Origin of the sequence: Bariatricus sp. HCP28S3_A7 (genome assembly GCF_052066375.1) — a bacterium.
Classification (GTDB): Bacteria; Bacillota; Clostridia; order Lachnospirales; family Lachnospiraceae; genus Allocoprococcus.
Map to the genome: position 1 here is coordinate 70,500 of NZ_JBQHSG010000009.1, position 21,661 is coordinate 92,160.

Below are 21,661 nucleotides of genomic sequence, written 5' to 3' on the forward strand. Positions count from 1 at the left end.
AATCATTTTTAGCAAAAACTCCACAGCATAAGCCATGGAGTTTAAAAAATAGTTCTATACTTTCGCTACATATTCATATGGAAGCGGAACAACTTTTCCGGCAGACTCAATGCTCACCAGAGCTTCAAGAGTTGCTTTGACAATAGCTGTCTGCATTTCCACATTGTTCGGCTCTCCTGCATTTGCTCCCATCGGAACAAGCGGAGCTACCGCACGTGGTGAACCGGTCTGACGTACAACCGGCGGAAGTGCCGCGATAATGATAGTCGGAATGCCAGCGGCTTCAATTGCTCTCTGCACCAGAACTGCAGAGCGGTGGCAGGTACCTCAACCAGCGGTGAGGATAACCGCATCCACGCCTTCCTCAACAAACATCTGAGCGATCGCAGGACCGGTTTCACCCTTGAATTTCTCCTGATTTCCGCCGCCGCCCATGAATCCTGCATGAACCGGTGCACAGGCTTTGATAAATCCTTCCTTTGCCAGCTCATGGATTCTATCAATTGGGAACATACAGTTGATGTCTTTGTTCACATCACTGTTGTCATATCCTCCGTGTGAAACCATAAGCTCACTTGACGGCATCGTATCGGTAATTTTTCTCCAGGTAAAATCTCCTGCAAGATTAAATCTTTCCTGTTCTTTATGGTGCACACCTGCCGCTGTAGCAAGTGCAATCGTCATATCTTTTAATTCTTTCTTTACAGGCGCCCATACCGGCGGCGGAGTAATCGGAACATAGATTTCTGACTGCAGCCCTTTAACAACTGTTAAACTCATGTTACTACCTCCTCTAATTGCTATTCACATTCTTCTTTATGAGACTTCATTTCTTCCTGACGTCTCTGATAAGTATCCAGGTTACTTACATATTTGTCATTGGCCTCGGGACCTAACTGTTCAATAAAACTCATATTCCATCCAACTTCCTGTCCCACCACTAATGGATAATCGGTAATCAGCATTCGCATCGGAATCTTCAGATAGCCCAGACGTCCTTTGAGATCGATCCCAACACATCCATCATGAATTTCTACGATTACCCCTTCCATATAAATGATCTTATCGCCATATTTCATGTTCTTCACCTGTTCTTAGTCGTATTTTTCTTTTCTCTTCTGGCTCATCGGCAAAGACTGCTCATTCTTTACCAGTTCCAGCGTATCGTCCATCGTCTCGGAAATTAATTCCACATTGGTTGATTTCACGTTCGGATTCCATTTTCTTTCCGGTTTCTTTACTTCTTCGCCAGCCATTGCAGCTTTCAGCATTGCAAGTGCGCGTACTGCGTCTTCCTTGCAAAGCGTGTTGCAGGCAAGAACTTCATTTTCAATACCAGACTCAGATTTATTATTATCAATCATATGAGTCATATATTTATTTCCAACAACCAAAGCTCCCTGAACTGCGCAGAAAGACATTCCGACAACAGAGATTCCTCTCATACCGATCTGTTCAATATGACTTGCAAAGTCAATGTGGTTGTTTCCAAAGCCTTCTGTTGTGACGAAAGCTCCGTCAACATCCAGTGCTTCCACCATCATGCCGACACGTTTGGATACATAGAATTTTTCCGCATTGATCTGTGGACTTCCCACGAAAATAACACCGCAAAGGTCTACTTCTTCGTCATGGAGCACTTCCGTAACCAGAGGTTCTCTCCAGTAATGTCTTGACATTTCCTTAGAAGCAGGTCCAATGCAGGTCAGTGCATGGATACATCCGTCCAGTACCTCAAGCGGAGAAACCATAACCGGAACATTTCCAAGGTCTACGTTCGGTTTTGCCCCAAGAACGCCGACCGGCTCAACCGGAAGGATCAGGTTATCATGCATTGCGCCCTGTCCCATGATCTCTTTTACGATTACAACCTTCTTCTTTCCAGGTCTTCTTACCTGTTCAAATGTTTCTGTATTTACTACAAGGCTTTCATCTTCAAGCGCTTTTAAAGCCACCCGGATTTCCTGTGTGATCACATCTGTTGCGGTATGTGCTGCAAGCGGGCCCGGTCTTTCCATATTGGTTCCTTCTTTGATCACAACTTCTGTCTTGATAAAGATCTCGCCTTTATCCGGTGCACCCGGACGGTTCCACATGATGTTTTCGTCCAGATAGCCTTCGGAAGAACCGAATTCACCAATCTGTACACCGTTGTCATCTGTTCCTGTGACCATCATAACAACACCATCAAGTACTCTTGTTGTTCCGCTTCCGATCTCGTCATCGCCTTCTTTTGCAGCGATTGGCTGAACGTCCATAATTGTCTCAGAATAGGTATGATACATATCCGGTGTAATGATATCAATTTTAAGGCTGTGTACCAACTCCTGAGAAGCAACTGCTTCTTCCTCAATTCCTTCTCTGATGTAAAGAGTCGTGCCTTCAATCTTTGTCTCCGGGCCGCGTTTTACTTCTGTAATCTTATAGTGCTTTCTTGTTACACTTCTTACAACTTTCGGTTCCGGTTCTTTCACCGCCGGTGCTGCCTCCTGAACCGGAAGCTGTGCAGGAACTTCTGCTACTGCAGCACCGCCATTAAAACCCACCGGAAGTTCAATATTGATATCTTTTCCTTCTCCGATATGTATTTTCAAAATACCGGATGCCGCAGATGCCTGGCATACCTGTGCCGGTGCTGCAGCAGATGCTTCTACCGGAGCCGCTTCTTCCTCTTCTTCTACCGGTGCTTCTGCAACTACATTGGCTCCTTCTACCAGATCAGCGGTAAGCGGTGTAAGAGAGTCACAAGTCTTAACCAGAGTTGCTCCCAGAACCTGTTCGATCGTAAGCGCTCCTTCCAGATTCAAAAGTCCTGAATCTACCAGATCATCGAAAATAGCCGGATCTTCCAGATTTGCTGCCTGAATTGTAATTCCGCCTTCTGCTCTGCAACATAATACGGCAGGGTCTTTTGCATGTTCTTTTGCTGTTTCAGCTGTAATTGACATAATATTACCTCCTCGTTACTTGTCCTATTGTCTCATTCCGCGGCCTATTTGCCGTCCGGAAGTTGTTCTACCTGTTTCGATACCCGCAGATATCTGTAAAGCGGATGCCCGATCGTCCTCATTACATGATCCGTCTGGTGGAATACTTTCAATCCCATCTTCGGAGCAGATCCCATTACTGTATTGGAACAGTCAGAGCAGTTTCCTATGATAATGTATTCACATCCGTCTTTCTTAAACTGAATGTTATTCTTTGCCTGTCCCGGACAATTACCGGGGCGTTCGCACTTCAATGGTGCTCCCGGTTTATTCTCAATCGCCTGTTTACATCTTGCGACAGACGCAACTACACCATTCATCTTAGCACAAATATCACGCATTCTTTCTTCACTTCCTCCGCAGGCACATACCAATAAACCTACTTTTGCTCCGTGAAGATCCGGAAAATCAATCGTAACAATGATTCCTCCGGTTGTCTTGGTGATTGGTTCTTCTTCAGTAGTGGCCTTTCCGGTAAATGGTCCTCCCATAATAATTTCCCCATAAAGGCCATCAATACCGCCAGCCCTCTCAATCAGATCACCAACACTCGTTCCTACAGGAACATCCATAAAAACATGTGGTTCATTTCCACCATTAATCTTACCAATCACAGTAAGATTCTTTGAAAAGCAAGGCTTTCTTTCATCAATTGCTTCCGATACCCTTGCCAGCGTCTCTACATTGCAGACGATCGCATTTGCCGCTGAGGGCAGCTGAGTCGTTTGAAGTTCAATTCCCAGACACTCTCTTACAACCGCACGTTCTTCTCCCATCGGATAGATATCCGGAAGCAGATGAATCGTAATCGCGTCCTCATCTTTCAGTGCTTCGCGCAGTCTTGCAACAGCTTTCTCATTCTTCTTTTTAATTGCAAAGATTGCTTTTGCCGCATTTGAAATTTCCATGCAGTGTTTTACGCCGCGGATGACTTTCTCGCAATCTTCTTCAAGCTGCTGAATATTGTGCCTCAGTCCAGGCTCACATTCTGCCGCATTCACCAGAATATATCCACCCTTCAGGTCAGTTCCCAATTTCACACCTGTCGGAAATCCAGCTCCGCCCATACCAACTACGCCCGCTGATTTCACCATATCCAGCTTGCTGCCTTCCTGGATCGGAACAAATTCATCTTTCTGAACTTCATCAGGCCTGATAATGATCCGATCTTCCTTCACTTCCTCAACCACGCCATACGCACTCGAGAAAATATTTGCGCCAAGGCCCGTCGGTGTCGCGATCAAGGTGCCTTTTTCAACTCTGTCACCAGCCTTTACCACCGCCGCGCAGGGTGCCCCAACATGCTGACGCAGTAAAATTTGTAAGTTTCCCATGACCCTTCTCCCTTTCACTTATAAATATTTTCTATATATAATATGAAAAGCGAACGTATAAAAATACGATCGCTTACTTTACAGGTGTCATCTTAAGTCGGAAAGCCAATCTTTTCTTGGCGAGGGCATGTGGGAATCGAACCCACCCAGGACGCTCTTAACGCCCCACACTAGTTTTGAAGACTAGGAGGCACACCAGTTACCCATCTACCCCCATATTATTTCCGGCTTTCTAACTGTACCACAGTTTATTTCATTTTTCAACATTTATTTCGTTTTTTATTGTAGCAAATTTCTATTGACTTTTCAAGGCTTTTCGTAGATAATATTTTCAGAAACTGTACTTCATACTAGAATCAAGTCTAGACAACATTTATTTCACAGCGGAATGCTTAATGCCGCACAGGTTTTGTCGTCCATTTTATTACACAATACATAATAATATTTAGCAGACTGCAGAAATATATTTCCAAAGGCTGCTCTATATTCTATTTATCATTTTGGTTTCTACTACTATGCTGCCCGCTTTATGCTGACAGCTTATAGATTATTTCTATAACTTACTTTAAGGAGGGAATTGGGAAATGGAAATTCATCCAAAGCTTAACCTTGACGCTTTTGAAGCGTCTTTTCATGCAATTGATACTCATACAGTGGGGGAATTTACGCGTATCATCATGTCCGGTTTTCCGGAGCTGAAAGGTGACACCATGATCGAACGCAAGAATTTTCTTGCAGAGAATTATGATCAATACCGCCGTGCCTTGATGTTCGAACCACGTGGACACCATGATATGTTCGGAGCTCTTTTAACAGAGCCGGTGCATCCGGAAGCTGATTTCGGAGTAATCTTTATGGATACAGGCGAATATTTAAACATGTGCGGACATGGCACGATTGGATCTGTAACCGCAATTATCGAAACGGGGCTTGTCCCGGCCGTAGAACCATATACGGAAGTCGTTCTGGATGCTCCTGCCGGAATCATTCGCACCAAGGCCGAAGTAAAGAACGGAAAAGTTTTGAACGTTACTTTAACGAATGTGCCTGCTTTCCTTTATAAGGAGAATCTGACTACCACCGTAGACGGAAGGGAAGTAAAATATGACATTGCTTTCGGCGGAAGTTTCTTCGCCCTCGTAGACGCTGAGCAATTCGGTTGGACTGTTGATCCGGATTCTATTCCAAAGCTTACCGATTTCGGTATCCATATGTTGGAACAGGTCAACAAAGAAGTAGAAATCAAACATCCAGAATTGGATATCACAACAGTAGACCTTGTAGAAATGTACTGTTCAACCGACACTCCTGGCTGTAATAAACGCAACGTTGTTATTTTCGGCGACCATATGGCAGATCGTTCTCCGTGCGGAACAGGAACAAGTGCTAAACTGGCGACCTTATACAAAAGAGGCGAAATCGGGATCGGAGAACCTTTCGTATATGAAAGCTTTATCGGCTCCCAGTTTAAAGGCGTCATCCTGAAAGAAGCAAAAGTCGGAGAATTTGATGCAGTTATTCCTCAGATTACCGGAAGCGCCTACCTGACCGGCGATGCAACTTATGTGATCGACCCGGACGACCCACTGAAATACGGCTTTAAAGTCGGAAGCAAACGTTAGGAAGTGAGGTTATTTAATGCCTAAGAAACGCCGTTCCACAAAAAGCAAAATTGTAAAAGCTGCGTGGACTCTTTTTCACAAAAACGGATACGAGCAAACAACAGTAGATGAAATCATTGCCGCCTCCAAGACTTCGAAGGGTACATTTTATCATTATTTCAAAGGAAAAGAAGCATTGCTTAACACGCTCTCATACCTTTTTGATGATAAATATGAGGAGCTTGCAGGAATCGTCGATCCTGACTTATCAGCCTACGACAAATTGCTGTTTTTCAATCATGAACTGTTCTATATGATTGAAACTACAATTGATGTGAATCTGCTCGCATCTTTATATTCTTCACAATTGATTACCAAGGACAAGCGATCTCTCCTGGAAAGTGACCGTTATTATTTCACTTGGCTTACCGATACGATTTCCAGCGCGATCGAATCCGGTGAATTCAAAAACACCAGCACTCCGCAGGAGTTGTTGAAGATATACGCAATGTACGAAAGAGCTTTACTCTACGATTGGGCACTTTGCAAAGGGAATTACTCTCTGACCGAATATAGCGACAAATTATTGCCGCATGTTCTGGATCAGTTTGTGGAAGGATTTTAAGCATAATAATGGGCAGCATCCCGAAAAGATGCTGCCCTTGCTTATTTTTTCTTCATTTGCGTTATCCTTTATACGATCAAAAAACTCTCCTGTTCAATCCCCATTCCGGTTTCAATCATTTTGTCAATCAATTCCTTCAAATCAGGGATCTCTGTTTTCTGCAATTTTGCCATTGTTTCCTTACTGATCGGCTCTGCAAAAGAGGCATATTTTTCAAACGTCTCCACATCCATCTTCAGCGGCTGTACGTCCGGAAGAATCTGCTTCTTAATATACTCATAAATTTTCACTCCGCCATAGTCCAGATCTCCGCTGTGAAAATACTCCACCGGCTTCCCATTCAGCGCTCTTCTAAGCTTTTTCAGGAATTCTCTGTCCAGAGGCGAGAAATATCCGTGACTGAATACATACAATGTGTCCGGCTGATACGGCATCGACACATAATTTGCTTTATTTTCAATTGTCACCACTTTTTTCAGTCCCGGCTGATCCAGCTCTACTACAGCATGCTTCAGCGTCTGGCTGTTCAGTACAGTACCATAAACAAAGTCAGAAAGATCCACTCGCTTTGCCTCTGAACCGCGCCATATTTTAAGTTTCAGTGGTCCTTTCACTGCCAGTTCCTGGGAATATTCCTCAATCATAAGCTGTTCCAATACCGTAGAAGAATCCATGTCTTCTGTAATGGTATCGCAGTATTTTCTTGCCACACTGATTACATGTCTTTCAAGTTCACGTTCAAACATCTTGGAATCTTTCAGATACTGTTTACTAAAAATTCGTTTCAATACCGGTTCTTCCAGACTATCGATCCCCCGAAAAGCCGCAAGCGACATTTCCAGCTTCTCCACCTCTTTCGGGAACTCGCCTTTACCCAGACGTGCTCTCAGACTCTCAAAATATTGTTCAATCCATTCTTTCTGGAAACCTTCCGAAAGTTCTTCCTCAATTTTTCTTGTATAATAATTCACACGCGCCTGTTTCGGCCAATACTCTTCCCCACTTTCGCTGTCCGCAAGCCGGTAGAATTGCGAAAGTTTTTCAACTCGATATGCAATCAATTCAATATCACTGTCCGGTATCACCCACTTTTTAATTGTAAGAAGGCCTGCCGACTCCAGTTTTCTCGCCTCATCGATCAGTTCTTGCTTCCCGCAGAGGTCATAATCCTCCTGGGTGATCCTCAGTGTTCTGCCGCCGGTTGCTCCCTCGCGCCAGTCACGACTGCTGTGTTCACATTTCTCAATAATCTTTTTTACAAGATACATACGTTTTCCCCTTTATTCCTCAACATCCGCAAGCTGCGAAAATTCCGTTTTTTCAAATTCCTGAATCGAAATATGACGCTTGTTCGGATTTGCATATACAAATGTTTTATCTACATTTTCCAGATAGTTCTGAATCTTATCATTGGTCGCACTGATAATTGCCTGGAATCCCAGCCCCCTTATCAGAGAGATGCAGCTTGCCACTTTCTCCGCATCCATCTTCGAGAACGCCTCATCCAAAACAACCAGCCGCAGCGTCGGACGTCTCTGCACTTTCGGCGACAGATTGATTCTGTAAACCTGGGCAAAGCTTGCCAGCAGCGCCACATACAGCGGATTTTGTCCCTCTCCTCCGGAATTTTTCTTGATCATCTTCCCGAGACCGATGGTCATATTTTTCTCCCCTTGCACGATCTGCTGCATATCAAAAGAAAGATATGTCCGGTAATCCGCATATTTTTCCATGTTCTTTCTGGCTTCATCCAGCTCTTCCCTCGTCGCATTCTCCGGTGGAATAAAGATATTGATCAATTCATTCATCATCTCTCCATATTCCTCTTCATGCTCCATTGTAAACATATTAAGCTGGTTATCCATCGTATTACCAAGATCAGCCGGATTGATCTGCAGAGCGTCATCCATGAACATCTTATAATATTTTCCATCCGCTCCTTTATTCCGTGTGATCACAAACTGATACTTATCCTTTCCGAAATCCAGTCCGCTTATGATCCGGTTCAGCTCATCTCTTCGCTGGTAAGCCTCCCGGATTGCGCTGCGGATTTTGAAAATAAAGTCATCTTTAAAATGTTCCACGGCCGAGCGAGCCTGTTCCTTTGCCGACTCACGGTATTTCTCCAAGTCATCACACTGAAGGCTGTCCAGCAGTTTGTCATAGTCTGAATTTTCTTTGACACTGGTGGAAAAAGTTCGATTCGGATATCGTCTAATATAAACGCTTCTCCTGTCTACCAGCCTCTGATAAGCATCGTCCATTGCATTTTTTAATTCACCAAGTCCCTTGGCAACCTGGCTTTTCAGATACTCATAATTCACCGATTTTCTTGCTTCCAGGAACTTACGGAACACTTCCTCATACTCTGTATTCTCTTGAAAATCTTTTCTGAATTCTGCCAGTTCTTCCTCCGAATCGACAATCTGATCTTTCAACATCTCGATCTTATCACAGCATTTTTCCGTCTGCACTTCGGCAGCAACTACTTGCTTCTTCTTTTCCTCTTTCCGATTTGCGAGTTCCTCCATCTGCCTTTCCAGGGCTTCTACTGAATCCTCCCGAAGCTTTTTCATCTGCTCAGTCAGCTGCTCTTTACGGCGTTCTTTTTCAGGAATCATTCTGGCATCCTGAATCTGTGCCATATAGTCTTCTTCCGGCTGTATCAGGCTTTCCAGATCCAACAGTTTCCGAATTTCCTCAAGCTGATCCTGCAGGGGCAAACGCTCTTCCTGAAGCTTATTACATCGTTCTTCAAGCTGTCGGATTCTTTGTCTGAGACTCGTCTCACCAATGTATGCACGCCTGGTATAATTCTCGGGATTGATATGCTGCAACCGGTAACTATGATACAGCATACAGTCCGGAGTCACTCCGATGCGCTGATTTCTGAGTTCCTCTATATTCCCACATTTCATCACATTTCCAAGGAAGAAACGGATGTATTCCCGGACATAGGATTCCTTTGCGATCACTTCCTCTGCCAGAGCCCCCGGACGCACCTCGTGCTTTTCCTCCAATACTTTTTCTGTATCCAGCACGGCAGCACGATAGTATTTCTTCTTATCCATCTTCTGATAGATTTCCATCGCTGTCTTCGCATACTCCGGCTCAACAACGAGAAGCAATTTGTTACCTCCCATATAACCTTCTACCGCGTTGTGCCATCGCTCATCACGGATATCCAGAAGATCCGCAAGAATCTTCACATTTACGAAGGTACCGGTTCTTTTATAAATCTGATTCTGCAGTTCGATCCTGGCCGCTTCCAGCTCCTTTGGATACGCTTTTCGTCCTTGTTTCAGCTCCTTTAATTCCTCACGTGATTCCTTCTCTTCCTTCTTGATTCGCCGAAGTTCTCCATCAATTTCCCGGCGCTCTTCTTCCAGTTCATTTCTCATCTGAGCCAGCGCATTTTTAAGTCTCTTGAGTTCTCCAAAAGTGATACCGCCGGATGCAAATCGGTCAATATCCCAGATTGTCTGGTTAGAAGTCATCTCCTTTGTCTTCCACTCCTTCAGCCGGTTAGCAGTCTGCGTCCATCTTGCTTTGCTTCCATCCAACCGTTCCAGAGCCTCATTAAGCCCTGCAAGTTCCGTCTCAAGCATTTTATACCCACTGTTATTGAGCCGAATCAAGAGTTCATCATATTCTTGCTGAAATGCCTTCTCTTCCGTTTCCAGCATTGCCTTTTGCTCCAGGAATTCACGATTATCCTGAGAAAGGCTCTGAATTCGATCTCGTTTCTCCTGAACCTCTGCCTCACGACGCATCATTTCCAGTCTCTGAAGCTGGTATTCTCCAAGCTGTACCTTCTCTCTTCTCTCATCAAAATTCCGATACATCTCTCCTATTTCTTTGAGACATGTTATTTCTTCAAGCGTCTCTTCGATCCGTTTCCGCATCCTGCCGTACTGCATAACGCTTTCCTGCATATCTTCAATATGAATATCCTGCTCCATACAGATATATTCCTTCACGAAATCTTCCAGCTTGATATTCATTTTAAAAGGGATTGCCCGTTTAAACAATCTGGGAAATTTCTCCATATCCAGTCCACCCAGGTACACATCATAGAGTTGCCTTCGGAACCGCTCATTGCTCGGCCCGCAGTAATATCCCTCCTGTGGAAACGACCGCTGCAGGTATTCTCTGACTTCCATAGTCGTAAGACATCTTTTGTCTGCCCGATAATGATTCTCAAGAAGTCCTCCTGTATGCCAGAAAAACAGTCTTCCGATTTCATTCGTCGCAGTTTCCACGTCAAACACAACGCCGACACATTGTTTTTCCTTTGTGTTTGTCTGTTCAAGCTCCAGCACGATCGTACTGGAAAAATTGGAATTTCGCAAATATTGTGCTTCATTATTTTCACTGATATTGACCATGCCCCTCAGGTACTCAATCAGTGAACGATCTGAATCATCGGCTGCAGCCTTGTTGAAAAAACCTCTGCCATCCGTGTTAGCATAGAGCACAATCTGCAGTGCATCAATCACGGTCGATTTTCCGCTCCCCGAATGTCCGGTAAAGAAATTGATTCCCTCGCTGAGTGACAGTATTTTTCTGTCTATATAATGCCAGTTATTCAGGCAGATCTTCGAGAGTGCCTTGAACGGCTGCTGTTTCTCCTTCTTTTCCAAAATGTTCCTCCTCACTGAACGTCTCCAATAATTCTCTGATGTCGTCTCCTGCAAGCACTGCATGAATACTCGGATAAATGACAATCCGGGTACTTTCATTTAGTTCTTCCAGAAGATCCAGCGGTTCAATCAACTGATATTTTTTCAAAAGTGTAATCGTCCTGCGCATCTCCGTAGCTGACGGGATGCTCTGAAGTACTCTGAACTCTCCTGCTTTGCCGTTCACGGCACCCAGCGTCGTCACGATCTGACTGCTTGTGGACACATTCTGCATCTGCTCATCATAGATCAGCTTTAGTACCAGTATATAGATAGTTGCAAGTCTCGGAAGTTTTTCGCCCCAGAGCGTCTCTCCCTGAATATACAGCATACCTATATTGTTGTTTTCATAAAGTGTGATTCCCGCCACTCTAAAATATTCTTTCAGAAACGGCAGATGCTTCATCGCAGTCCGGTACTCTTTCCCATACTGAAGCCTGCCCGTCCGTTTGTCGTATTTCCGCTCCAAAAGGAAGGTCTGCCTGAAAAGAGTCTGAACCACTTCTGTGATTGCTTCCTGCTCCTCCTGTGTGAGCTGTTCATAATAATCAATCATTCATTTCTCCCATCTTCATGATGTATTACAGACACCAACTTGTTAAACCTGTCTTTTTACAAATTTCAATGCCGGATAGCGATAACCGTTTTTCTCCACCATCCTTACATCCTCTTCCAGCACCATATACTTGCTGTTCCTTCGTGTGCTGAGATCATACGCAAGAATCAGTTTTTCAAATTCATCTTCTTCCCGCATAGGAAGGGACAGCGCATCCATAACGCCTTCCCGTATATTCTCCTCTATAAAATCTTCTATCTGTCTTCGGCTGTACCGATGCTGAATCCGGTTCAACTTCAGCACATCTTCCTTGTCCAGATCCTCCGTGGTCTCCTCTGGCTGCATCTGACTGATAAAGTCTTTCCTTCCTTTACGCCGCTTATAAAGTGATTTCTCCGAAACAATCTCCAGAAGTGAAAGATTCATCTTTGCACCGGTCTTCTGTACAATTTGCTCATAATCCGCTGCATCTCCCATGCGGTTCAGCAACTGCACCACAAGCCCTTTGGTGTCCGTTTCTCCACTTAACAGATAATTAAGTCTTGTCACGGTTGCGCGCACATATTTCGTGTGTTCCTTATCCATATTGGCAATACGGTGCTCAATATCATCAAATCCCCGTTCAATCTGATCCAGAAGTTCCAGAACATCCTCCTTCGTATCTCCCATCGCCCTGGAACGCTCCCGAACCGTTTCGATCCATTCTTCATTTTCCCGCATATCGCGCAGGCACTTCTTGATATCCATTTTGTAAATATAAAAATTATCGGAAGTCTTCAGTATATGGTATTTGCGCCTCACGATTTCTTCCACATACCCATCTAGATGCTCTTTCAGAAGATCTCCGTAAAATCGCTGATCCAGAAGTCTCTCAAAAAACTTGTCCATATTATGCAGCATATCCTGCAGTGCTTTGTTCAGCCGCCGGGTATTGATCAGCGCCGTGCGCAGCATATTCAGATTCACCCTGGGATCATTCCGGAAGGAAAATAAAGTCGCGTATACATTCTGGATATAGATTTCCGTCTCCTCCATATCTTCAGAGCTGAGACGTTCGAACGCATCGATGAAAACCGCCGAATAATCCGGTATCACAATATTCGTCGCCAATGTATGATAATCTTCAATCTTTTTCAGCCATCCCGTTCTGATCAGCCAATTCAGCATACGAAGTGACGGTGTTTCCAGCATATCAAACTCCGTCTCATTTTCTTCACGCACCAGTCGGAGCTGCTTCTTTGCATACATATCTCCAAGCACCTGTACGCACACTTCTTTCGTGAGGAAATAATTACTGTACTGGTATTCTTCATTAATAACCAGAAGGGCTTCCATATAAGCCTCCCGGTTCACGGAACGGAACAGACTCCAGAACGAATCCGGGATTTCAAAACGCAACTGCATATCCGCACTCCAATCAAATAAATGTTCTCTTTTATTCTATCACATATCGCGCCCCTGCACCACGCAAATTTCAAATGTATAACTCAAAAAATGATCCCCCGGATCATTTTCTCATATAAACGGCAACATAAAAAAGACTGCGCTTACGCGCAATCTTTTTTATACCATGCATTCATGCATCTCTTCTTCTTCGATTCCAACACTTGACATGATCTCTTTCAGTGCATCCCTGTGTTCCAGTCCGGCACACCATGCAAGCCCACAGCCTGCTGAGATCTCCCGCGGCACCGGAATCAGTCTTCCGTCCGCATTCTTTGCCTTACAGGCTTTCTCCATCGCCATGGCATCTGCCGTAGTGTGGAATGTCACGACCAGTTTTAACTCTTTCTTTCTCATTATTCGATCACAATTTCGAATTCGGAGCCTTTCTCTGTCGTTGTTGCTTTTTTTCCGTGGTCCTTTGCAAACTTTTCTACGTTCGTTCTCTGATGCGGTTCACTGACCAGCACTTTGATTGGACCCTTCGCATCTTTTAATGCTTCCGCTGTCATCATAAGCGGTTCCGGGCAGGAAAGTCCTCTTGCATCTACTTCCTTCATATTATTTTACCTTCTTTCTTAGAATAGCATATTATTTTGTTAATATCTACCCTTTGCTTTTTATTTTGTCTTTGCAGTCTCTCTCTTGTTTGTGAATGCAATCACGAAACAAACAATGATGCAGATAATGCAAGCCACTTTACCGTTTGTTGTAACAGCTCCTGCAACCAGTTCTTTTGTCTCCGGGTTCAGGGATGTTCCGCTGGATGCCAGACCGAAGTTATGGCAAAGAGCTGCTCCAAAGAACAGACCCAGAACGGTAACTGCCGCATCGGAAGATCCCTGTCCTGCAAGGATCAGCTGACGAAGCGGGCATCCTCCTGCCAGTACTGCAGCAAATCCTACTGCATACATACCAAGAATATTCCACAGATGCTGAGAATGTGCAATGATTCCCGGTGTATTGAATCCAAGAACAAATCTTCCTGTTGCCACATTAAAGATCAACATAACTACAAATAAGCTTCCAATTACGGTAAACAGATCAAAATTCTTCATAAGCACGATATCACGGATACTTCCTGCAAAGCACATTCTGGATTTCTGTGCAACTGCTCCAAAAATGAGTCCGCCAACCAGCGACAGAATCAGCGGTGCATGGATACTTCCCGGACCAGCTTCACTTGCCTTCAAAAGTGATGTGCATGTTGCAAGAATCAGGATTCCAACCATGATGACCGGAAGCACTGCTCCGCTTGTTTTGTTCGTCTCATGAGACCGTCCAAGACTGAACCCTTTCTTCAGTGCAAATGCACCGGTCGATACACCCAGAACAAATCCGATCAGTGCTACCCATGCATTCAGATCACCTGCTGACATACGGATAATCATACGAAGCGGACATCCCAGGAAAATCAGGGAACCGATCATAATAATCATACCCAGTACGAAACGAATCATCGGTGATGAACCTGCTGTAGAACGATATTCCTTCGTTGCCACAGAGATAATAAAAGCGCCCAGTACAAGTCCGATGATCTCCGGTCTTGCGTACTGCACAACTTCTGCCTGATGCATTCCCAGTGAACCTGCCATATCACGTACGAAGCAGGCAATACAAAATGCCATGTTTGCAGGGTTCCCGAAAAATGCAAGACATGCCGCTACAAGTCCGCAGATCACACCCGCAATCGCGAGTTTCTTTTTTGAATCTGATAAATTCATGTTACTTCCTCCTTATGCCTTTTACTCTCTTCTTCAGAGTTACTCTTCGGCAGCCATTTCTTTCACTGCCTGAATGGCTGTATTTAATTCTTCATCCGTGTTGTAATGCGAAAAGCTGAATCTCACCGCACCCTGTTCTACCGTCCCCAGTGCCTCATGCATAAGCGGTGCACAGTGTCCTCCGGCTCTTGTAGATATTCCATATGTCATAAGAAGCTCATCACTCACTTCTGAAGAATCATAATCTCCGATATTCAGCGTCACGATCGCACATCGCTCCCGCGTACTGAAATCTCCGTAAACTTTTACTCCGGGGATGTCCTTCACCCCTTCGTAAAATCTCCACATCAGATCCTGCTCTCTCTCTCTGATCGTATCAATTCCTGTCTCCATCAGATATTCCACTGCCGCATCCAGACCGGCGATCCCGTGTCCGTTCAGTGTTCCGGCTTCCAGAGCAGTCGGCATCTCAGAAGGATGCTTTTTATTATAAGTCTGCACCCCGCTTCCGCCACATAACAGAGGACGGACTGTCAGTCCTTCTCTCACATAGATTCCACCTGTTCCCTGCGGTCCTAAAAGTCCTTTATGACCGGTAAAACACAAAATATCGATCCCCATCTCCTGCACATCGATCGGAAATACCCCCGCCGTCTGAGATGCATCTACGATAAACAAAAATCCATGTTTCTTCGCAATCTCGCCTACTCGCTTCACATCCACAAGGTTTCCTGTCAGATTTGAACCATGTGTACACACGATTGCTTTGGTGTTTTCCTTGATCGCCTTCTCAAAATCCTCATAATCCAGCGTCCCCTGCGGATTGCTTTTCAGAATGGTAAGCTCCGTTCCCTTTTCCTGCAGTTCATACAGAGGGCGAAGTACTGAATTGTGTTCCAGCATCGTTGTGATCACATGATCTCCCGGATTCAGGACCCCCTTCAGCGCTATATTCAGACTTTCCGTTGAATTCATCGTAAATGCAATCTGTTTCGGATTTTCCGCATGAAAAAAACAAGCCAGCTTCTCTCTGGCATCATAAATCGTTCGCGCCGCGCCGAGTGATGCTGCATGTGCGCCTCTGCCCGCATTCCCCATAGAGCACATTGCCGCTGCCACCGCATCGATTACCTGTTGCGGTTTCTGCATCGTCGTCGCCGCATTATCCATATATATCATATGTACCTTCCTCCAATTTCCTTTTCAAGTACAGCTTGTATCTTCCCAAATGATACCTATGTATTTTTCCCCGTACAATTTGACTATCTCTAGTATAGCCTTTATTCCCGCTTTCGTCTAATCGAAAAGTACAATAAATAAGCCCATTTATAGTTTTTATCTATAAGCAGGCTCATTTCTTATATGTTATACATCTCTTTCACGACACGAATAAAACGTTCCGCAGAATTAGAAAGCTGGTAATTCTTGTTATAGACCAGATTCAGATCTCTTCCATCATCTTTACTCGAAAGCGGGAAATCCAGCACTTGCCCGGATTCAATCACATCCTGCACCGCAAGCCGCGATATCATAGTAATACCTATTCCGCTTTTAACTGATTTCTTAATAGCTTCCGAATTCTCAATGCTTGCTACAACATTCAGTTTCTCCACATCAATTCCGGCACGGCGAAGCTGCTTTTCCGCTTCTTTCCGCGTTCCTGATCCCTCTTCCCTCATGATGATCGCTTCATTTGCAATCCAGTCAATTGTCGTTTCTTCTTCCTTGATACGCTGGTATTTTTCATTATTTGGCATAATAATCACCAGATCATCTTTGTAAAACGGTATGTATTTACAATACTTTTTTTCAAGAACGGTCCCCGTAAACCCAATATCCACAATATGTCCGGCAACCTTTTCCACAACTTTTGCACTGTCCGTTTCCATCACACGAAACTGTTCTTTCGGATATCTGGAACTGAATTCTGCCAGAATATCCGGCAAAAGATACTGTGCGGGAATCGTTGATGTCGCAATCGTAATACACTGAACATCTTTTTTCGTTTCTGTTGAAAAAATCTCGGTAATCTTATTCTGCAATTCAACCATCTGCCGGGCATACTCATAAAGTACCTTGCCCTGCTCTGACAGAATAACCTCTTTTGTATTTCTCACAAACAATCTGACGTTCAGTTCTCTTTCCAGGGAGGAAATATGTGCACTTATGGTAGGCTGAGTCAAAAACAGAGACTTTGCCGCCTTTGAGAAGCTGCCTCCCTCTGCCACCTTCACAAATGCCTCCAATTGTTTTAGATTCATAAGTATGCTACCCTTTCACTTTCTGCTCCGGTCTTCTTTGTAACCTTAATGCTGTCCATATATTCGAGTATCGGCTTGGCACTTTTTCGGCTCGTGGAGAACATATCTCTTACCTGTGCGATCGTAATCACATCCTCATTCTCCAAATGCTTGCGAATCTTCTCCTCTGCCTCATCCATCAGATACTTCATCGTAAACATTTCTTCATTGATCCGCACAACCCGTTCTTCATCTACAAGTAACAGAAGAACATCCTCCGCGGTTTCCCTCGGGATTGTTCCGAGATCAATTTCCGAAAATCTCACGAAATCAAATCCTGCCTTTTCAAAAGCATCGACCAGAGTCTTTTCCGTCTTCAGGAACATTGCGTCTTTCGACACTTCAAATTCTGCCAGATGCAGGTATTCGTCCTTGCGTCCGATCTGATTTTGTGCCACAAGCTGCTCGATATAAGCATCAAACACGATCGGTTTCACCTTTTTCAGATAGGTGTTATGGATCTCAGCTTTCTTCATACCATAGCGGTAAGGATATCTCTTATGATAAGCCTCAAGCGCCTCCTGTATCTTCTGGCGCAATGCATATTCACTGTCTCTGTGCCAGAGATATACATCTTTCTTCATCGCAAAGACATGAACAATTCCTTCTTCTTTCAATTCTTCCAGGTATTCCTGAAGTTCATCCACAGAATGTGCCATAATCTTCGCAAGTTCAGCCATCGTAATCATTGTATCTGCATGCTGTTTGATATGCAGCTCCATAACATCTGCAAGCGAACCGGATTCTTTCTTCTTTAATTCTTCAATTGCCTTCTCATCGAATCGTTTCTTTCTCACCGGATTCGGCTCCAGCACCACGCCGCCTCCAATGGTCTCCATCGGCGAATAGAAACGCACCACAAATCGGTCGCCTCTCTTCAGCGCGATTTCTTCTTCCAGACGCAGCTGCACCAGTCCGCTTTCTCCCGGCCCGATTTCTTCCTTATCCAGCAGCACGGCACGACAGAGGATCTCGCTGGTTCCCGTATACAGATGTAGTCTTTCATGATTCGTCACAATTCGCATAGAATCCGGCAATACCGATAATTTAACATCCAGCAGATCCGTGTTCTTCATACTGTTCTTCGGAGCGATCACGCAGCCTCTGTGAATCTCTTTCTTCTTGATATTGGAAAGATTAATCGCTACCCTCTGCCCGGCATAGCACTTATCCTTGTCCTGTCCGTGTACCTGGATGCTCCGGATCTTGCACTCTTTCCCGATCGGATACATTTCGAGTACATCCTCTTTGGAAATTGTTCCGGAAATCAAGGTTCCCGTGATGATCGTTCCAAAACCGGAAAGTGTAAACACACGGTCGATCGGAAGTCTCGGGATCGTCTGCGTGTCTTTCTCTTCCACCTCATCCGCCATCACCCGAATGATCGTATCGGTCAGTTCTTCGAGCCCCTGTCCGGTCGCTGCTGAAACACGTACCACCGGCGCATCTTCCAGAAATGTTCCTTTCAGTTCTTCCTGTATTTCCTCTTCAACCAACTCCAGCCATTCCTCGTCCACCAGATCACATTTATTGAGGACGAGAATGCTTTTCTTAATTCCCAGAAGTCCCAGAATGTCCATATGTTCCCTTGTCTGCGGCATGATTCCTTCATCCGCCGCCACAACCAGCATGACGAGATCCATTCCCACAACTCCGGCAACCATGTTATTGATAAACTTCTCGTGGCCCGGAACATCAATGATTCCTACCCGGTCACCATTTTTCAAATCGAACCAGGTAAATCCCAGATCGATCGTAATTCCACGACGCTGTTCTTCTTCCCAACGATCCGTATTTCGCCCGGTCAGAGCCTTGATCAATGTTGTCTTCCCGTGGTCAATGTGACCTGCGGTTCCTATGATGATATTTTTCATAACAGCTCTCCCAGCATTTCTGTAATCTTCTTAAACCAACGTGTTTCTATGGTTCTTACATCCAGATAAATCGTATCATTCGCCGTTCTCGGGATGATAGGCACCTCCAGATGTCTCATTTTTTCTTCTAACTGCGGCACACTCATTTTTTCAGGCTTTATCGTAACCGCCATACTTGGGATCCGCTCCAGAGGGAGTGATCCTCCTCCAATCTGTGACTCGCATTTTTCAAGTCCAAATTCCGCCGCAAGACCTGCTCGTCTCAACATCCTTTTCAGGTTCTGGGCGCGATGTGCCACTTCTTCTTCGGTCTCCGTGATCATACGAAGAACCGGAATATTCTGAATTGCTTTTTCCTCAGATAAATATTCTTGAAGAACGAGTTCCAGCACCGTCGCCGTAAATTTATCGATACGCAGTGCACGTGTAAGCTGGTTCTTCTTCATCTGATCAATATATTTCTTCTTACCGATAATAATTCCTGCCTGTGGCCCTCCCAGCAGCTTGTCTCCGCTGAAACATACCACATCTGCTCCTTTGCGGATGGAATCCTGAACCGTCGGCTCATAAGTCAGTCCATATTTGCTCAGGTCGATCAGCACGCCGCTTCCCAAATCCTCAATAATAGGAAGGTCGTGTTCCTTTGCCAGCGGAACCAGATCATCGATCGTGACCGTATCGGTAAAGCCTACGATCCGGTAATTACTGGTATGTACTTTAAGGAGCGCTTTTGTATTTTCAGTAATCGCTTCTTCATAATCGGAATAATGTGTCTTATTGGTCGTTCCGACCTCTACCAGAGATGCGCCGCTTTGTTCCATCACATCCGGAATACGGAACTTTCCGCCGATTTCCACCAGCTCTCCTCTGGATACAATAACTTCGCCGCCTTTTGCCATAGAACTCAAAATCAGCATCACTGCGGCTGCATTATTATTGACGGCCATTGCCGCCTCAGCTCCCGTGAGTTTACACAGAAGCTTCTCAAAATGGGAATATCTCTCTCCCCGCTTCCCGGCCTCCAGATTATACTCCAGATTGGAATAGCCGGTGACAATATCAGCCAGTTTTGATACATGCTCCTGACTGATTGGTGCACGTCCCAGATTCGTATGCAGAATCGTACCGGTTCCGTTAATCACCATGCGCATGTTCGGTGTATGGAGTCTCTCCACATGCCTTACGATCTGCTGCGGCAGATCCTGAATCTGCCGCACAATCTTCTCTTCTTCTTCACATGCCCCGATAAATGCTCTCAGGGCCTCCATCTCCTCCCGGATTGCTTCCATGACAGTCTCTCTTCCGTACTGTTCGATCAAAAGCTGAATGATCTCCATTTCCAGAAGCACATCCACTTTCGGGATATTACGATATAATTGATTCTTGTTCATCTTCTTCCACTTCCAAATACTTTATTATCTTTCAGGCAGCGCCCGGCATTTGCTCTGCCGGGCGTATATTGTCCTGCATAAATGCTCTGTTATCAGTGCAGACGTATAAGCTTGTCACTCTTCTCTTCCACTGTTCCTATGATAGAAACCTTCGTTTCCATGTGTTTCTTCTCAAATGTCTCCATGATTACTTCCACATACTGCGGTTCCACACTGAGCAGAAGTCCGCCGGAGGTCTGTGGATCATAAAGCAGATCAATAAAATGTTCCTCTACGTTTCCCATATCCACTTTCATCTGGGAATATCCACGATTCTTATAGGCTCCCGCCGGAACCAGTCCCATCTTGGCGTAGGCGATCGCCTCGTCAAAATATGCGATATCGTGGACATTCAGATTGAACGTCACTTCACTGGCTTCTGCCATCTCCACACAGTGTCCCAGAAGACCAAAACCTGTAATGTCTGTACATGCATTTACCGGATATCCATCTACCACTTCCTTGGCTTTTTTGTTCAGCGAAGACATAACCATTTCCACTTCACGAATCGCCTTGTCGGAGGCCATCTGCGCCTTGATCGCCGTATTAACGATTCCGCTGCCTACCTGTTTGGTCAGAATCAGAACATCTCCCGGTTTACATCCGTAATTTTTGAAAATGCGCTGCGGGTGAACAAAGCCGGACACACAGAGTCCATACTGAGGTTCGTCATTCTGAATCGTGTGACCTCCCACCAGAACAGCTCCTGCTTCTTTCACTTTGTCAGCTCCACCTGCCAGGATATCCCCCAAAATAGACGGGTCAAGGCAATTCGGGAAACCAACAATATTCAGAGCCACTTTAGGCTCTCCTCCCATGGCATATACGTCACTGAGAGAATTGGCCGCTGCGATCTGTCCAAACATGTACGGATCGTCAACGATCGGTGTAAAGAAATCCACCGTCTGAATCATTGCGATGTCATCTGTCACTTTGTAGATTGCCGCATCATCAGATGTCTCGATACCAACCAGAAGGTTGTCATCGTGAAATTTCGGAAGCTTACCCAGAACCTGGGCAAGGGTCTCCGGACCTATTTTAGCGGCTCATCCCGCGGTTTTTGCCAATTGCGTCAATTTGATATCCTTACTCATTTTCCCATTCT

At 45.0% G+C, this 21,661-nt stretch carries 18 protein-coding genes and 1 tRNA gene; 2 read left to right on the top strand and 17 right to left on the bottom strand.

Annotated features, from left to right (window positions below; translation table 11 throughout):
- Positions 1 to 54: 54 nt before the first annotated feature.
- The 5 genes from prdB to ACTNA4_RS08290 form a co-directional block, all read right to left on the bottom strand.
- Positions 55 to 780: a D-proline reductase (dithiol) protein PrdB gene (prdB, locus tag ACTNA4_RS08270; protein WP_427818793.1), complete on the bottom strand. Its 726-nt coding sequence runs from the start codon at positions 778 to 780 to the stop codon at positions 55 to 57.
- 20 nt (positions 781 to 800) lie between these two features.
- On the bottom strand, positions 801 to 1,079 hold the full coding sequence (locus ACTNA4_RS08275) for a CBO2463/CBO2479 domain-containing protein (protein WP_427806725.1): 279 nt from the start codon (positions 1,077 to 1,079) through the stop codon (positions 801 to 803).
- 15 nt (positions 1,080 to 1,094) lie between these two features.
- Positions 1,095 to 2,948, bottom strand: coding sequence for a D-proline reductase (dithiol) proprotein PrdA (prdA, locus tag ACTNA4_RS08280; protein ID WP_427806665.1), 1,854 nt, complete (start codon positions 2,946 to 2,948; stop codon positions 1,095 to 1,097).
- A 44-nt stretch (positions 2,949 to 2,992) separates the two neighbouring features.
- Complete coding sequence (gene prdC, locus ACTNA4_RS08285) at positions 2,993 to 4,321, bottom strand: proline reductase-associated electron transfer protein PrdC (protein WP_427806663.1); 1,329 nt, start codon at positions 4,319 to 4,321, stop codon at positions 2,993 to 2,995.
- A gap of 117 nt (positions 4,322 to 4,438) precedes the next feature.
- A tRNA-Sec gene (locus ACTNA4_RS08290) sits at positions 4,439 to 4,536 on the bottom strand.
- Between the two features lie 369 nt (positions 4,537 to 4,905).
- On the opposite strand from ACTNA4_RS08290, the gene ACTNA4_RS08295 reads away from it, so the two are divergent.
- Positions 4,906 to 5,943 (top strand): proline racemase family protein, encoded by a 1,038-nt coding sequence (locus ACTNA4_RS08295; RefSeq protein WP_427818791.1) that lies wholly within the window; start codon positions 4,906 to 4,908, stop codon positions 5,941 to 5,943.
- A gap of 16 nt (positions 5,944 to 5,959) precedes the next feature.
- Complete coding sequence (locus ACTNA4_RS08300) at positions 5,960 to 6,547, top strand: TetR/AcrR family transcriptional regulator (protein ID WP_441024317.1); 588 nt, start codon at positions 5,960 to 5,962, stop codon at positions 6,545 to 6,547.
- A 68-nt stretch (positions 6,548 to 6,615) separates the two neighbouring features.
- Here ACTNA4_RS08300 and ACTNA4_RS08305 read toward each other — a convergent pair whose 3' ends face one another.
- From ACTNA4_RS08305 to selD, 12 genes are all read right to left on the bottom strand, one after another.
- Entirely contained in the window at positions 6,616 to 7,815 is a 1,200-nt protein-coding gene (locus ACTNA4_RS08305) for a Wadjet anti-phage system protein JetD domain-containing protein (RefSeq protein WP_441024319.1), read from the bottom strand.
- Positions 7,816 to 7,827: 12 nt separating this feature from the next.
- On the bottom strand, positions 7,828 to 11,190 hold the full coding sequence (locus tag ACTNA4_RS08310) for an ATP-binding protein (RefSeq protein ID WP_441029569.1): 3,363 nt from the start codon (positions 11,188 to 11,190) through the stop codon (positions 7,828 to 7,830).
- On the bottom strand, positions 11,132 to 11,785 hold the full coding sequence (locus tag ACTNA4_RS08315; RefSeq protein WP_427818788.1) for a DUF4194 domain-containing protein: 654 nt from the start codon (positions 11,783 to 11,785) through the stop codon (positions 11,132 to 11,134). Before ACTNA4_RS08315 ends, ACTNA4_RS08310 begins: the two co-directional genes overlap by 59 nt.
- 42 nt (positions 11,786 to 11,827) lie before the next feature.
- A complete protein-coding gene (locus ACTNA4_RS08320) occupies positions 11,828 to 13,189 on the bottom strand; it encodes a Wadjet anti-phage system protein JetA family protein (protein WP_427806657.1) in 1,362 nt (453 codons plus the stop codon).
- A gap of 159 nt (positions 13,190 to 13,348) precedes the next feature.
- The gene (locus ACTNA4_RS08325) at positions 13,349 to 13,585 is read right to left on the bottom strand and encodes a DUF3343 domain-containing protein (protein WP_427806656.1); all 237 of its coding nucleotides are present in this window, start codon (positions 13,583 to 13,585) and stop codon (positions 13,349 to 13,351) included.
- The gene (locus ACTNA4_RS08330) at positions 13,585 to 13,788 is read right to left on the bottom strand and encodes a sulfurtransferase TusA family protein (RefSeq protein ID WP_427806654.1); all 204 of its coding nucleotides are present in this window, start codon (positions 13,786 to 13,788) and stop codon (positions 13,585 to 13,587) included. The genes ACTNA4_RS08325 and ACTNA4_RS08330 overlap by 1 nt, the downstream gene beginning before the upstream one ends.
- 60 nt (positions 13,789 to 13,848) lie before the next feature.
- Positions 13,849 to 14,952 (bottom strand): YedE family putative selenium transporter, encoded by a 1,104-nt coding sequence (yedE, locus tag ACTNA4_RS08335; RefSeq protein WP_427806652.1) that lies wholly within the window; start codon positions 14,950 to 14,952, stop codon positions 13,849 to 13,851.
- A gap of 39 nt (positions 14,953 to 14,991) precedes the next feature.
- Positions 14,992 to 16,131, bottom strand: coding sequence for an aminotransferase class V-fold PLP-dependent enzyme (locus ACTNA4_RS08340; protein ID WP_427806651.1), 1,140 nt, complete (start codon positions 16,129 to 16,131; stop codon positions 14,992 to 14,994).
- A 179-nt stretch (positions 16,132 to 16,310) separates the two neighbouring features.
- Positions 16,311 to 17,213 carry a selenium metabolism-associated LysR family transcriptional regulator gene (locus ACTNA4_RS08345; RefSeq protein ID WP_427806650.1) on the bottom strand — a complete coding sequence of 301 codons (903 nt, stop codon included), beginning with the start codon at positions 17,211 to 17,213 and terminating at the stop codon, positions 16,311 to 16,313.
- Positions 17,210 to 19,126 carry a selenocysteine-specific translation elongation factor gene (gene selB / locus ACTNA4_RS08350; protein WP_441018530.1) on the bottom strand — a complete coding sequence of 639 codons (1,917 nt, stop codon included), beginning with the start codon at positions 19,124 to 19,126 and terminating at the stop codon, positions 17,210 to 17,212. The genes ACTNA4_RS08345 and selB overlap by 4 nt, the downstream gene beginning before the upstream one ends.
- Positions 19,123 to 20,517 carry an L-seryl-tRNA(Sec) selenium transferase gene (selA, locus tag ACTNA4_RS08355; protein WP_427806648.1) on the bottom strand — a complete coding sequence of 465 codons (1,395 nt, stop codon included), beginning with the start codon at positions 20,515 to 20,517 and terminating at the stop codon, positions 19,123 to 19,125. The genes selB and selA overlap by 4 nt, the downstream gene beginning before the upstream one ends.
- Before the next feature lie 92 nt (positions 20,518 to 20,609).
- A complete protein-coding gene (selD, locus tag ACTNA4_RS08360; RefSeq protein WP_427806647.1) occupies positions 20,610 to 21,650 on the bottom strand; it encodes a selenide, water dikinase SelD in 1,041 nt (346 codons plus the stop codon).
- Between the last annotated feature and the right edge of the window lie 11 nt (positions 21,651 to 21,661).

Bases quoted from the DNA above. Each gene is read 5' to 3' on its own strand.
- ACTNA4_RS08325 (WP_427806656.1), bottom strand. From the start codon at position 13,585: ATGAGAAAGAAAGAGTTAAAACTGGTCGTGACATTCCACACTACGGCA.
- ACTNA4_RS08340 (WP_427806651.1), bottom strand. From the start codon at position 16,131: ATGATATATATGGATAATGCGGCGACGACGATGCAGAAACCGCAACAG.
- ACTNA4_RS08345 (WP_427806650.1), bottom strand. From the start codon at position 17,213: ATGAATCTAAAACAATTGGAGGCATTTGTGAAGGTGGCAGAGGGAGGC.
- ACTNA4_RS08315 (WP_427818788.1), bottom strand. From the start codon at position 11,785: ATGATTGATTATTATGAACAGCTCACACAGGAGGAGCAGGAAGCAATC.
- prdA (WP_427806665.1), bottom strand. From the start codon at position 2,948: ATGTCAATTACAGCTGAAACAGCAAAAGAACATGCAAAAGACCCTGCC.
- ACTNA4_RS08305 (WP_441024319.1), bottom strand. From the start codon at position 7,815: ATGTATCTTGTAAAAAAGATTATTGAGAAATGTGAACACAGCAGTCGT.
- ACTNA4_RS08275 (WP_427806725.1), bottom strand. From the start codon at position 1,079: ATGAAATATGGCGATAAGATCATTTATATGGAAGGGGTAATCGTAGAA.
- ACTNA4_RS08330 (WP_427806654.1), bottom strand. From the start codon at position 13,788: ATGAAGGAAGTAGATGCAAGAGGACTTTCCTGCCCGGAACCGCTTATG.
- ACTNA4_RS08320 (WP_427806657.1), bottom strand. From the start codon at position 13,189: ATGCAGTTGCGTTTTGAAATCCCGGATTCGTTCTGGAGTCTGTTCCGT.
- ACTNA4_RS08300 (WP_441024317.1), top strand. From the start codon at position 5,960: ATGCCTAAGAAACGCCGTTCCACAAAAAGCAAAATTGTAAAAGCTGCG.
- selA (WP_427806648.1), bottom strand. From the start codon at position 20,517: ATGAACAAGAATCAATTATATCGTAATATCCCGAAAGTGGATGTGCTT.
- selB (WP_441018530.1), bottom strand. From the start codon at position 19,126: ATGAAAAATATCATCATAGGAACCGCAGGTCACATTGACCACGGGAAG.
- yedE (WP_427806652.1), bottom strand. From the start codon at position 14,952: ATGAATTTATCAGATTCAAAAAAGAAACTCGCGATTGCGGGTGTGATC.
- prdC (WP_427806663.1), bottom strand. From the start codon at position 4,321: ATGGGAAACTTACAAATTTTACTGCGTCAGCATGTTGGGGCACCCTGC.
- ACTNA4_RS08295 (WP_427818791.1), top strand. From the start codon at position 4,906: ATGGAAATTCATCCAAAGCTTAACCTTGACGCTTTTGAAGCGTCTTTT.